This is a genomic window from Variovorax jilinensis, assembly GCF_030316885.1.
Taxonomy (GTDB): Bacteria; Pseudomonadota; Gammaproteobacteria; order Burkholderiales; family Burkholderiaceae_C; genus Variovorax; species Variovorax jilinensis.
This window is the reverse complement of record NZ_JASZYQ010000001.1, coordinates 1186050-1198633: the sequence shown is the minus strand read 5'-3', so window position 1 is coordinate 1198633 and position 12584 is coordinate 1186050. Positions and strand designations below refer to the sequence as shown.

12 protein-coding genes are annotated in these 12584 nt (G+C 70.7%); 10 read left to right on the top strand and 2 right to left on the bottom strand.

Going from position 1 to position 12584, the window contains the following annotated elements:
- Window positions 1–2: 2 nt before the first annotated feature.
- The 10 genes from QTH87_RS05740 (at window position 3) to QTH87_RS05695 (ending at window position 11868) form a co-directional block, all read left to right on the top strand.
- Complete coding sequence (locus QTH87_RS05740; RefSeq protein WP_286608038.1) at window positions 3–1262, top strand: fimbrial protein; 1260 nt, start codon at window positions 3–5, stop codon at window positions 1260–1262.
- Between the two features lie 137 nt (window positions 1263–1399).
- A complete protein-coding gene (locus QTH87_RS05735) occupies window positions 1400–2815 on the top strand; it encodes a DUF2868 domain-containing protein (protein ID WP_286607594.1) in 1416 nt (471 codons plus the stop codon).
- Window positions 2812–4245 (top strand): GTPase/DUF3482 domain-containing protein, encoded by a 1434-nt coding sequence (locus tag QTH87_RS05730; protein WP_286607593.1) that lies wholly within the window; start codon window positions 2812–2814, stop codon window positions 4243–4245. Before QTH87_RS05735 ends, QTH87_RS05730 begins: the two co-directional genes overlap by 4 nt.
- Window positions 4245–5003 carry a glutamine amidotransferase gene (locus QTH87_RS05725; RefSeq protein WP_286607591.1) on the top strand — a complete coding sequence of 253 codons (759 nt, stop codon included), beginning with the start codon at window positions 4245–4247 and terminating at the stop codon, window positions 5001–5003. The genes QTH87_RS05730 and QTH87_RS05725 overlap by 1 nt, the downstream gene beginning before the upstream one ends.
- Window positions 5004–5113: 110 nt before the next feature.
- Entirely contained in the window at window positions 5114–7471 is a 2358-nt protein-coding gene (locus QTH87_RS05720; RefSeq protein ID WP_286607589.1) for an acylase, read from the top strand.
- A gap of 94 nt (window positions 7472–7565) precedes the next feature.
- Window positions 7566–8213 carry a CDP-alcohol phosphatidyltransferase family protein gene (locus QTH87_RS05715; RefSeq protein WP_286607588.1) on the top strand — a complete coding sequence of 216 codons (648 nt, stop codon included), beginning with the start codon at window positions 7566–7568 and terminating at the stop codon, window positions 8211–8213.
- A 77-nt stretch (window positions 8214–8290) separates the two neighbouring features.
- The gene (locus QTH87_RS05710) at window positions 8291–9910 is read left to right on the top strand and encodes a phospholipase D family protein (protein WP_286607586.1); all 1620 of its coding nucleotides are present in this window, start codon (window positions 8291–8293) and stop codon (window positions 9908–9910) included.
- Between the two features lie 19 nt (window positions 9911–9929).
- Entirely contained in the window at window positions 9930–10547 is a 618-nt protein-coding gene (locus QTH87_RS05705) for a histidine phosphatase family protein (RefSeq protein ID WP_286607584.1), read from the top strand.
- Window positions 10548–10579: 32 nt separating this feature from the next.
- Complete coding sequence (locus tag QTH87_RS05700; protein ID WP_286607583.1) at window positions 10580–11539, top strand: DnaJ C-terminal domain-containing protein; 960 nt, start codon at window positions 10580–10582, stop codon at window positions 11537–11539.
- Between the two features lie 5 nt (window positions 11540–11544).
- Window positions 11545–11868, top strand: a complete 324-nt coding sequence (locus tag QTH87_RS05695) for a chaperone modulator CbpM (protein ID WP_286607581.1) — start codon at window positions 11545–11547, stop codon at window positions 11866–11868.
- Between the two features lie 23 nt (window positions 11869–11891).
- On the opposite strand, the gene QTH87_RS05690 is transcribed toward QTH87_RS05695, so the two are convergent.
- Window positions 11892–12128 carry a YMGG-like glycine zipper-containing protein gene (locus QTH87_RS05690; protein ID WP_286607579.1) on the bottom strand — a complete coding sequence of 79 codons (237 nt, stop codon included), beginning with the start codon at window positions 12126–12128 and terminating at the stop codon, window positions 11892–11894.
- A gap of 14 nt (window positions 12129–12142) precedes the next feature.
- Complete coding sequence (locus QTH87_RS05685; protein WP_286607578.1) at window positions 12143–12526, bottom strand: hypothetical protein; 384 nt, start codon at window positions 12524–12526, stop codon at window positions 12143–12145.
- Window positions 12527–12584: the final 58 nt, after the last annotated feature.

The following is a 12584-nucleotide window of genomic DNA, read 5'->3' as shown; positions in this document are numbered from 1 at the left end:
TCATGCGCATTTCATCACTCAAAGAATCTGCCCGCCGCTTCGTGGCGAGGCCCGCCAAGGCTTTTGCGTTCGGGATCGGCTTCGCGTCCCTCGTCTCGACTTCGGCAGTGATGGCGCAAGCCACGTGCGTACCCGATCCCCTCGATCCGGCCAGGGGATGGCAAGTGAACACCGCACTCGATTCCTCCGACTTGAAGGTGGGCGACGTGCTTGCCAGCGCGGACGTGCAGGTTCGCTACACGGGCACCTTCAGCAGGACTTTCACGCTCCAGCTCGGCGGTGGCATCAGTCGGGGTGCCCCTGTCGTCGCCGTCCCGAATCGTGGGGCCGGTAACAGCCCCGACCTGAAGGCCGTGCCGCTAAACAACATTCCGGGCGTTGGTCTCGCGATCGTCTGGCAGGACGTATGGGGCGGACGAGCCCCGATCAACTCCTGGAACTATGGCGGCTATATCACCATCATGAACGGTTGGACCTTCGAGGTCTCAAACGCGGCACAGGGATGGGACCTCTTCACCGAGGTCGCGCTTGCTCCCAGGGACGGCTATACCTACGCCAACGGCTGGAGATACACGCAAGGATACCGTTACGTATTGGTCGTCACCAATCCCGCCAGATACGAAGGGGGCTCGTTCAGCGGCTTCCAACTGCAGGGCGGCGCGACGTTCTGGGCATCGGGAGCCATGAAAGAAGCTCCCAGCATCACCTGCGGCCGACGAGATCTGATTGCGGACCTGAACACCACGCTGCCGACCATTCCGCCGCTGCCGCCACCGGTGGCCCCCACCTGCACCTTCGATCAGGCCACGCTGAACCAGACCGTGCCTATGGATTCCGCATCGCCGAGCAGGATCGCCGTCCAGGGCAGTTCACGCGAAGCGGGCGCCGAGGGTCAGGCCGCTTTCCGTCTCAACGCGGTTTGCCCGAAGCCCAAGGCGTTCAATCTCTATTTCACCGATGTCGCGAATCCCGCGGAGAATGCTGCGCCGTTCATCAAGCAGGCGGCCGGCGCAAGCAAGGAGACGGTGGGCCTGCGGCTGTTCCACGACCAGGACACGAATCCTCTCAGCTTCGGCGTGGCACCGACGGGCAGCACCATCCCGACGCGCGCGCCCCTGGCATTCAACTCGACACAGGACAACCAGGCCTTCAGCATCCCGCTCACCGCGCAATACGTGCGACTGCCCGGGGTGACGAGCGCAGCCCCCATCTCGAGCGGGCCGTTTCAAGCCCGATCCACGGTGACGGTCGTCTATCCCTAGTTCGAGTACTCCTGACTCCCGGAACGGGGCCGCATTCGCGGCCCCTTCTTCGTGGGCCGCCGGGTCGGGCCTCGGCGGGCATAATTTCGCGCTCCAACCGGTGCGCCGGCCATGCCCGACCCTCGCCAAGGAAGCCGTTGAATCCCGCCGCGCCACCGCTCCTCCTGCCCCTGTCGCTGCAAGACTCGGTCATCACGGAAGCTGTCGCGCTGATCGAGACGTCGGGCCCTCTCGACGACGCCCAGGCGATGCGACAGGCCATGGTGGCGCACGGCGACGGCAGGGGCCGCATCGTGGCGCGTGCGCGCGCGCTGGGCGAACGCGTGGGCCTGCAGGCCGAACTCTCCCGCGCCCGGGCGTGGGCGCCCTGGGTGCTGCTGGGGCTGGTGGCACTGACCGTGATCGCGGGCCTTTCGCTCGCCGGCAACGTGCTCGGCGGCGAGCGGCAGATCAACGTCGTGGTGGCCCTGGCCAGCCTGCTGGGGCTGCACCTGTGCACGCTCGCGCTCTGGCTCATCGGCCTGCTGCTGCCCTTCAGCGCCTTCCCCGCTTCATTCGGCTGGCTCTGGCTGAGCCTCACGGCGCGCGTCGCAGGCGGACGGCACGGCCAGGCACCGCTGCTGCTGCGTGCGGTCTCGCGGCTGCTGGCGCGGGCCCGGCTGCTGCCGTGGGCCCTGGGCTTCGTGAGCCATGCCGTGTGGACGCTCTCGTTCGCCGTCGTGGTCGCCTCGCTGCTGTTCGCGCTCGCCTTCCGCAACTACACGCTGAACTGGGAGACGACCATCCTCGAGCCCGAATTCTTCGTGCACAGCGTGCAATGGCTGGGGCGGGCGCCTTCGTGGCTCGGCTTTCCGGTGCCCGATGCGCAGGCCGTGCTGTCGCCGCTGGCCGCGAGCGCAGGCCAGCGCGCCTGGGCACTCTGGCTCACGGGCTGCATCGTGGTCTACGGCCTGCTGCCGCGGCTTGCGCTCACGCTGCTCTGCGGCGCGGTATGGACGCTGCGCCGCCAGGCGATCGCACCCGATCTTTCGGAGCCGGGCTTCCAGCGCCTGCTGGCGCGCTTCGCCGCGCTCGAGCCGCGCCGCATCGTCGATGCCGACCCGGGCCGCATGCCCCCCGGCCCCGGACAGCCGCTCGCGCCGGATGGCAGCACCGACACGCTGTTCGCGATCGGCTTCGAACTGCCTCCCGAACTGCCCTGGCCGCCTGCACGACTCCAGGCCGGCCAGACCCTTCGCGTCGACGGCAGCGCGGCACAGCGGCGCGAACTGCTCGACACGCTGGCGCGCGTGCGTCCGCGCCGCGCCGTGATCGGCTGCCGCGCGGCATCGAGCCCCGACCGCGGCACCGAACGCTTCGTGCGCGAGGTGGCAGCCCTGAGCGTCGATTGCCGGCTGTGGCTGGTCGGCGATGGTGACGATGGCACCGATCCCGACGGCGTGTCACCCGAGCGCCGCGAGGCCTGGCTTCGCTGGCGCGACGACGCCGGCCTCGCGACGCCATTCGCCGGCCGCGATGCCGAGTCGCTACCGCTGGCGAAGGAGCCCCCTTGACCGAGCCGATCCGGATCGCCGTGGTCGGCCACACCAACGCGGGCAAGACCTCGCTGCTGCGCACGCTGACGCGGCGCCGCAGCTTCGGCGAGGTCTCGACGCGACCCGGCACCACGCGCCACGTCGAGGCGGTCGACCTGCAGGTCGACGGCAGCGCCGCGGTGCGCTTCCTGGACACACCGGGCCTCGAGGACGCCGTCGCGCTGCGCGAGCACATCGACATGCGCGAGGACAGGTCGGCGACTCCGCCCGAGCGCATCGCGGGCTTCCTGAAGGGCCCCGAGGCGCACGGCGTCTTCGAGCAGGAGGCCAAGGTGCTGCGGGCGCTCGGCGAGGTCGATGCGGCCTTCCTCGTGATCGATGCGCGCGAACCCGTGCTGCCCAAGTTCCGGGCCGAGATCGAACTGCTCGGCGCGTGTGCGCGGCCGCTGCTGCCGGTGCTCAACTTCGTGCGCGACGCGGCGAGCCGCGAAGACGAATGGAAAACCCTGCTGGCCGCCTACGGCCTGCATGCGGTGGTGCGCTTCGATGCTGCCGCGCCCTTCGTGGGCGCCGAGCGCGAGCTGTACCGCGACCTCGCGACGCTGCTGCGCGATCGCCGCGCGCAGCTCGATCGCGTGGCGGTCAGCCTCGAGGCCGAGGCAGCTCAGCGGCGCGCCGGCGCCGGCCGGCGCATCGCCGAACTGCTGGTCGATGCCGCGGCCACGCGGCGCACCGTGCCGGCGGCCGACTTCGACGATGCCGCCAAGCGCACGCGCCTGATCGCCGAACTGCAGAAGTCGGTGTTCGACAAGGCCCAGCGCTGCGCCGACGACCTGCTCGCGCTGTACGGCTTTCGCGACGGCGATGCCGACGAGGCGCCATTGCCGCTGCTCGAAGGCCGCTGGACGCTGGACTTCTTCCATCCCGAGGCGCTCAAGGATGCCGGCATCTTGCTCGGCAAGGGCGTGGCCGTGGGCGCCGCGGTCGGCGTGGTGGCCGACCTCGCGCTGGCCGGCCTTTCGCTCGGCGCAGGTGCCGCGCTGGGCGGCGCCATCGGCGGGGCGCTGTCGCAGGGCTGGGGGCCGCTGGGCCGCAAGCTCGCCAACCGCCTGCGCGACCTGCGCGAGCTCACGATCGAGGACCGCGTGCTGTTCGTTCTCGCCGACTGGCAGCTGCGCCTGCAGCGCGCGCTCGAGCGGCGCGGCCATGCGGCGATCGAAAGGATCGCGGCCGGCTCCAACGGCCAGGCTGGCCAGGCGGGCGAAGCCGACGCGCGCTTGCTGGCCGAGGCCGTGCGCGCGGCCCAGCCCGCGCGCAGCCATGCCGACTGGGAGAGCGGCACGCGGCTGCGCTGGCGCGAGCCGCCGCAGCGGCAGGCGCTGGTCGAGCAGGTCGCACGCCGGCTTGCGGCCGCGATCGAGCGGCCCGACTCCGGCATCATCGCGTGATGGAGAACACGCATCCGCGCCCGCTCGCGATCATCAAGACCGGCGACACCTTCGAGCCGCTGCGCGCCGAGCGCGGCGACTTCGAGAACTGGATGGCCGACGGCCTCGGCGCCACGCGGCTGCCGGTCGTGGTGCTCGATCCGCGCCGCGGCGACCGGCTGCCGCCGCCCGACCGGATCTCGGGCGCCATCGTCTCGGGCTCGCATGCCATGGTGTCGCACCGCGAAGCCTGGAGCGAAGCCACGGGACGCTGGCTGGCGCAGCTGGTGGCGCACGGCACGCCTGTGCTGGGCATCTGCTTCGGTCACCAGCTGCTGGCCGATGCGCTGGGCGGCGCTGCCGGCGACCATCCGGCCGGCATCGAGATCGGCACGGTCGAGGTCAGGCTCACGCCCGAGGCCGCGCACGATCCGCTGATGCACGACCTGCCGGCGCGCTTCGAGGCCCACGTGGTGCATCGGCAGAGCGCGCTGCGGCTGCCCGCGCAGGCGGTCCGGCTGGCCGGCAACGACTTCGAGGCGGTCCAGGCCTTTCGCATCGGCGCCAACGCCTGGGGCCTGCAGTTCCATCCCGAATTCGACGCCGGGATCATGCGCGGCTACGTCGACCAGCTGGCCGGCGAGCTGCGCGCACAGGGCCGCGATCCGGAGGCCCTGCGCGAGCAGGTCGGTGCCACCGTGGTCGCGGCGCAGTTGCTGGGGCGCTTCGCGCACATTGCCGAGGAACACGACGCCTTGGCGACAGCGCCCCCGGGTTAGCACCGCCTCGCGGCAGGCGGGCCTCGCCATGTAATCGACGCCTGGTTTCCACTTCGATCGGCCCCCTGCCCATGACCGTCCACTTCTCTTGCCCCCGCGCTCCCGCAGCGATGGCCCTCGCCATCGCCGCATTGCTGGCCGGCTGCGCCAGCACGCCCGCCCCGGGCGCGCGCAACGTCACCATCGAGCGCACCACCTACGGCATCGCCCACATCACGGCCGCCGACTACGAGGGCATCGCCTACGGCGTCGGCTACGCCCATGCACAGGACAACGTCTGCCAGACCGCCGAGCACCTGCTCACGGTGCGCGGCGAGCGCTCCCAGTTCCTGGGTCCCGACGGCATGGGCGAGCTCGGCCTGGGCCGCGCGACCAATTCCCAGATCGATCTGTTCATCCGCTCACACATGGACGATGCCGCGCTCGCGCGGGCCTCGGCCGACCTCTCGACCGACGTGCGCGACTCGCTGCGCGGCTATGTCGCGGGCTACAACCGCTACCTGCAGGACGTGGGCCCGAACGGCCTGCCCGAGGCCTGCCGCGGCAAGCCCTGGGTGCGGCCCATGACCCAGGCCGACCTGTCGCGCACCACCGAGATGTCGATGATCCAGGGCGGCGTCGGCGCGCTCGCCGCCGCGGTACTGGCGGCAACGCCGCCGGCCGCGGGCGCGAAGACCTCGAGCGCACCGGTCGACCTGCAGCAGGCGGTGGCCGAGATCGCACGCCACAGCTTCAACGCCAACCCCGAAGGCGGCGAGCTGGGCTCCAACGGCTGGGCTTTCGGCCGCAACGCCACGCCCGACGGCCGCGGCCTGGTCCTCGGCAATCCGCACTTCCCATGGGTCGGCACCAACCGCTTCTGGGAAATGCACCTGACGATCCCGCGCAGGCTCGACGTCATGGGTGCCACCGGCGGCCTGAGCCCGGTGGTGGCGATCGGCTTCAACAAGGACGTGGCCTGGACCCACACGGTCTCGACCGGCAAGCGCTTCACCATCTACGAACTCAAGCTCGATCCGAACGACCCGACCACCTACATCGTCGACGGCCAGCCGCGCAAGATGACGGCCCGCACCATCGTGCTGCCGGCCAATGCAGCGGCGCCCGGCACGGCGCCCGCGCAGAAGACCTTCTATTCCACCGAATGGGGCCCCGTGATCTCGCTGCCGCGCGCCGGCCTCGACTGGACCGCGACCAAGGCCTACGCGATCCGCGACGTCAACACGCTCAACACGCGCTCGGCCCAGAGCTGGATGAACATGGCGCTGGCACGCAACGTGGGCGAGCTGCGCGCCGCCATGGGCAACCAGGGCATGCCGTGGATCAACACCATCGCGGCGGATCGCGAAGGCAATGCGATGTACGCCGACCTGTCGGTGGTGCCCGACGTCTCGGCCGAGCTGCTCAAGACCTGCGCGCCCTCGCCCGGTGCCGCCGCGCTGCTTGCCGCGGCCGGCCTGCCGGTGCTCGACGGCTCGCGCTCGGCCTGCGGCTGGACGCGCGACAGCGCCGCTGCGAATCCCGGCGCGATCCCGCCGGCCCGCATGCCCGTGATCGTCACGCCCGACTGGGTGCAGAACAGCAACGACAGCTTCTGGCTCAGCAACCCGCGGCTCGCGGCGCCGGCCGGCATCTCGCCGCTGGTCGGCTTCACGAACACGCCGCAGCGGCTGCGCACGCGCAGCGGCATCATGGAGATCGAGGGCCGGCTCGCCGGCAGCGACGGCCTGCCCGGCAACAAGATGGGCGCGGCCGACCTGCGCAGCGTGATCTTCCGCAACAAGAACCTGGCCGGCATGCTCGTGATGGACGACCTCTCGGCAGCCTGTACCGCCCAGGGCAGCGCGCTGGCGCCCGATGCCGCGCTCGGCTGCCGCGTGCTGGCCGGCTGGGACCGCACCAGCAACAGCGCATCGAAGGGTGCGCCGCTGTTCCGCGAGTTCTGGCGCAAGGCCAAGGACATCCCGAAGGTCTGGCGCGTGCCCTTCGACCCGGCGCGCCCGGTGGTGACGCCGGCGGGCCTCGACATGGCGACGCCGGCCACGCGCGACGCGGTCTTCAAGGCGCTCGGCGATGCGGTCGGCGTGGTGCGCGTGGCGGGCTTCACGGCCGACGTGCCGCTGGCCGAGGTACAGGCGCGCATGGTCCGCGGCCAGAAGGTCACGATCCCGGGCGGCGACGAGTTCGAGGGCGTGCTCAACAAGGTCGAGAGCCAGGGCCAGTCCTACATCGATCCCAAGGGCTACAACATCAACTACGGCAGCAGCTACATCCAGGCCGTGGGCTTCGACGAGCGCGGCCCGGTGGCCCAGGGCCTGCTGACCTACGGCCAGAGCAGCGACCCGGCCTCGCCGCGCAACTACGACCAGCTGCCGATGTTCTCGGCCGGCAAATGGCACCCGCTGCCCTTCCACCGCGCCGACATCGAGGCCCAGCGCCAGGGCGCGCCGCTGCAACTCGCCTACTGAAACCCGGCGATGCGGCGCCCGCCGCATCGGACTGCGACTACACCGGCCGGCCCCGGTATGCGCTAAGGTGCGTCGCAGTTTCACGGGAACCATCATGTCCACTCCTGCTCCCGGCTCTACGCGGCCGCCGCGCAAACATTTCTCGATGATCCGCGGCTTCCACCTGGCCGATGCCTTCACGCTCGGCAATGCGGCCTGCGGCGTCGGCGCGATCTTCCTCGCGATGCTGTACGTGCGCAGCCAGTCGCTGCCCCACTTCCTGTGGGCGGCGGCGCTGGCGCCCGCGGCATTCATCTTCGACGTCTTCGACGGCCGCATCGCGCGCTGGCGCCAGACCCACTCGGCCCTCGGGCGCGAACTCGACTCGCTGGCCGACGTGATCTCCTTCGGCGTGCTGCCCGCGGCGCTGGCCTTCGCGGCCGGTCTCGACGGCGGCTGGGACTGCGTGCTGCTGATCTATTTCGTCTGTTGCGGCGTGAGCCGGCTGGCCCGCTACAACGTCACGGCCGAGGCGCTCTCCGAAGGCGCCGACAAGGTCAAGTACTTCGAAGGCACGCCGATCCCGACCAGCGTGGTGCTGGTCGGCGTGCTCGCGCTGGCCGCATGGCAGGGCCGCATCGGCGAGGCGATCTGGGGCGGTGCCTGGGCCGTCGGCCCGTGGGTGCTGCATCCGCTCACGCTGTTGTTCGGGCTGTCGGGCACGCTGATGATCAGCAAGACGCTGCACATTCCCAAGCTCTAGAAGCAAGGCTGCCGCGCGGCTCCGGCACGCGCTGCAACCTGCCTAGAATGGCCGCACAGCCATAGCCGGATCGATTCGTGTCCTCTGTGCCCATCGCATCTCCTGCGTCGTCGATCGCCTCCCGCCTGCTGGCAACGGCACTGCTCGGCCTCGCGCTCGTCGTTGCGGGCTGCTCGAGCCTGCCGTCGCAGGTCCAGCGGAACCCCACCACTGCCTTCGCGAACACCGCCGAGACATCGCTCGGCAAGACCTTCGCGAAGGTGGAGGCCGCGCACCCCGGCCTGTCGGGCATCCGTGCCCTGCCATCGGCCGAGGATGCCTACGCGGCCCGCATCCTGCTGGCGCGCGGCGCCGAGCGCAGCCTCGACCTGCAGTACTACATCTGGCGCAACGACACCACGGGCAAGCTGATGTGGCAAGCGCTGTGGGATGCCGCCGAACGCGGCGTGCGCGTGCGCGTGCTGCTCGACGACGCCAACACCGCGGGCCTCGATCCGATGCTGGCCGCGCTCGACGCCCATCCCAACATCGAGATCCGGCTCTTCAATCCGTTCGCCAACCGCGGCCTGCGCGCGGGCGACTTCGCCTTCGACTTCTCGCGCGTGAACCGGCGCATGCACAACAAGTCGTTCACAGCCGACAACCAGCTCACGATCGTGGGCGGGCGCAACATCGGCGACGAGTACTTCGGCGCCAACATGGAGCTCGGCTTCCAGGACCTGGACGTGCTTGCGGTCGGGCCGGTGGTGCGCGAGGTGTCGACCGCCTTCGACCTGTTCTGGAACAGCCCTTCGGCCTATCCCGCCGCGAGCCTGCTGCGGCCGCCCGGCCCGAACGATGCTGCCGAGCTCGTGACCGGCTGGAACCGCGTTCGCAACGACCCCGTGGCCATGCGCTACCTCGAGGCGGTGCGCAAGACGCCGTTGCTCGTGGAACTCGGCCAGGGCAGCCTCGCGTTCGACTGGACCCAGGCCCGTGTGGTCCACGACGACCCGGCGAAGGTGCTCGAGCCCGACGACCGCGCCGATCTGCAGATGCTGCCGCAGCTCGAGGCCGCCTTCGCGCACCCCCGGCGCGAACTCGATCTGGTCTCGCCCTACTTCGTGCCGGGCAAGGACGGCACGCAGTCGCTGGTCGCGATGGCCAAGGCGGGCATCCAGGTGCGCGTGCTGACCAATTCGCTCGCGGCCACCGATGTCAGCGCGGTGCATGCGGGCTATTCGAAGTACCGGCAGCGCCTGCTCGAAGGCGGCGTCCGGGTCTACGAACTCAAGCCCGGCGACGGCGTGCCGCCGCCCGACGAAGGCGGGAAGGACGAGCGCTCGGGCGTCCAGCTGCCGGGCAGCGGAAGGTCGGGCAGTTCGGCCGCGAGCCTGCATGCCAAGACCTTCGCGGTCGACCGCGAGCGCATCTTCGTCGGCTCCTTCAACCTCGATCCGCGCTCGGCCCGGCTCAACACCGAGATGGGCGTGATCATCGACAGCCCGCAGCTCGCGGGCCACCTCGCGAACCAGCTCGACACCGTGATCCCCGACAAGGCCTTCGAGGTCCGCATGCAGCCGGACGGCCGTGGGCTGGTCTGGATCGACCGCACGCCGCAGGGCGAGGTCCGCACGAACAGCGAGCCCGGCGCGGGCGCCGTGAAGAAGCTGTGGATCGACCTGCTCGAAGTGCTGCCCATCGAATGGCTTCTCTGATTCACCGAAAACCTGCCCGATGAACAATCCCGGACTCCGGCAACTCGCCGACCTTGCCGCCGCCGACCCGATCGCGCCGGCCTGCGACCACTTCTACTTCCTGCGCCATGGGCAGACCGCCTGCAATGCGCGCCGCATCTTCCAGGATGCCGACGAGCCGCTCAACGAAGTCGGCCTCGCGCAGGCCGCCCGGGCTGCCGAGCTGCTGGCGGGCGAGCCGATCCGCAGCATCGTCAGCAGCAGCCTCAATCGCGCGCTGACCACTGCGCGTGCGGTCGGCGTGCCGCACCGCATCGATCCGGTCGTGATGGAAGACCTGCGCGAGCGGCACTTCGGCGCCCTGATCGGCAGTTCCTCGGCCGACATCGACTGGGCCTGCGCGCCCGAGGGCGGCGACACGCTGGCCGACTTCGTGCGCCGCAAGCGCGGCGCACTCGAACGCGCCCTCGCGCATCCGGGCCCGGTGCTCGTGGTGGCGCACGGTGGCTCGCTCTACGTGCTTGCCGCACTGCTCGGCGTTCCCATCGACGCCAGCGTGCTTGGCAATGCGCAGCCGCTGCGCTTCACGCGCGAAGGCACCGCCTGGCGCGCCGAGGCGCTGCTGGCGCAGACCGAGGGCGGCGCCGCCATCGCCTGACCCCTTCTCCAACACCCCGCTCGCAACACACCATGGACTTCAAGGACTACTACAAGATCCTCGGCGTCGAACGCGGCGCCTCGGAAGACGAGGTGCGCAAGGCCTACCGGAAGCTGGCGCGCAAGTACCACCCGGACGTCAGCAAGGAGCCCGATGCCGAGGTGCGCATGCGCGACGTCAACGAGGCCAACGACGTACTGCGCGACAAGGAGAAGCGCGCCGCCTACGACCAGCTCGCCGACCACGTGGCGCGCGGCGGCAGCCCCGAGGGCGGCTTCCAGGCGCCGCCCGGATGGGACGAGGGCTTCGAGTTCCACCGCGGCCCGAACCAGGGCCCGGCCGACCATGCCGACTTCAGCGAGTTCTTCTCGTCGATGTTCGGCGCCGCCGAGCAGCGCGGCGCCCAGCGCCGCAACTACCGCGCGCGCGGCGAGGACCATCACGCGGCGATCGAGATCGCGCTGGAAGACGCGCTCAACGGCGCCGAGCGCGAGATCACGCTGCGCTCGCAGCAGATCGACGCGCAGGGCCGGCCCGAGCTCAAGACCCGCACGCTGAGCGTGAAGATCCCGCCCGGCGTGCACCCGGGCCAGTTCATCCGGCTGGCCGGACAGGGCATGCCCGGGCACGGCGGCGAGCCGGCCGGCGACATGTACCTCGAGGTCCGGATCGCGCCGCACAAGCTCTACCGCATCGAGGACCGCGACCTCTACATGACGCTGCCGATCACGCCGACCGAGGGCGCGCTGGGCGCGCAGGTCCAGGTGCCGACGCCGGGCGGCGGCGTGGTCGAGGTCACGGTGCCGCGCAACGCCCGCAACGGCCTCAAGCTGCGGCTCAAGGAGCGCGGCCTGCCGGGCAAGCCGCCCGGACATCTCTACCTGCTGCTCGAGATCGCGCTGCCGCCGGCCGACACCGAGGCCGCGCGCGCGGCCTACGAGCAGCTCGCCAAGGCCGCGCCTTTCGATCCGCGGCGCCACCTGGGAGTGTGATCGCCATGACTACCTTTTCCGTCACCACCACCACCCTGAGCGCCTCGCATCCGCTGGCCACCCACGAGCTCGCCCATGCCTGCGGCGCGGGCGTCGACTGGGTGATCCAGCTGGTGGAAGTGGGCATCGTCACGTCGCGCACGCCGGCCGAACGGCCCGACGACTGGCGCTTTCATGGCGCGGATCTGCAATGCGCGCTCGAGGCCCGCAGGCTCGAGCGCGACTTCGGCGTCGGGCTCGACGCCGCGGCGCTGATCCTGGACCTCGAGCACGAGGTCCGTCGGCTCAAGGCCGTGCTGCGCACGCAGGGCCTGGAGCGGGAGCTCTAGGAGCCCTCGCGGGCCCCCGGGCGTCACCAGCGCGGCTGCTGCCGTCCGCCGTGGATGTTGCCGGCCACGCCGCCCGCCAGGCCGCCGATCGCGGCACCGGTCCAGGCGTCCCCGCCCGAGATCGCCGCGATGCCGGCGCCGCCCAGCGCCCCCATGCCGGCACCCGAGAGGGTGCCCTGCTGGCGCGGCGTCATGTCGGTGCAGCCGGCGCCGAGCAGAAGCACGGCCGCGACGCTCGCGATGCAAGTGAGTTTCTTCATGGTGCTTCCTTGGCTTACTTGTTCTTCTGCAGGCCCGGCACCGCCATCTCGAACCAGATGGTGTCGAGCACGGGGCGCTTGAGCATCGCGGGATTGGCCGCGTAGTAGCGGTCGAGGGCCTGGCGAACGCCGTCGAGGGTCTGGCCCTGCATGCCCTTGGCCAGGCGCGGCAGGATGCTTTGCGAATCGGCCGGCGGCTTGCCGCCCTGGTAGGCGATCTCGACCTGCGCCAGGTTCTGCAATCCGACCAGGTAGGCCTTCTTGACCGCTTCGCTCGAGGTGGTCCAGTGCTCGCCCGTGACCAGCGGGATGTCGGCGGCATGCGCCGGTCCCCAGGCCATGGCCAGCGTGACGCAGGTGGCGGCAAGGGCCGCGCGCAGCTGCAGTTTTCTCGTCATGGGATTCTCCTTGTGGCAAAGCCCCGGCATTCCGGAGCTGCCACAGTTTGAACCCGTT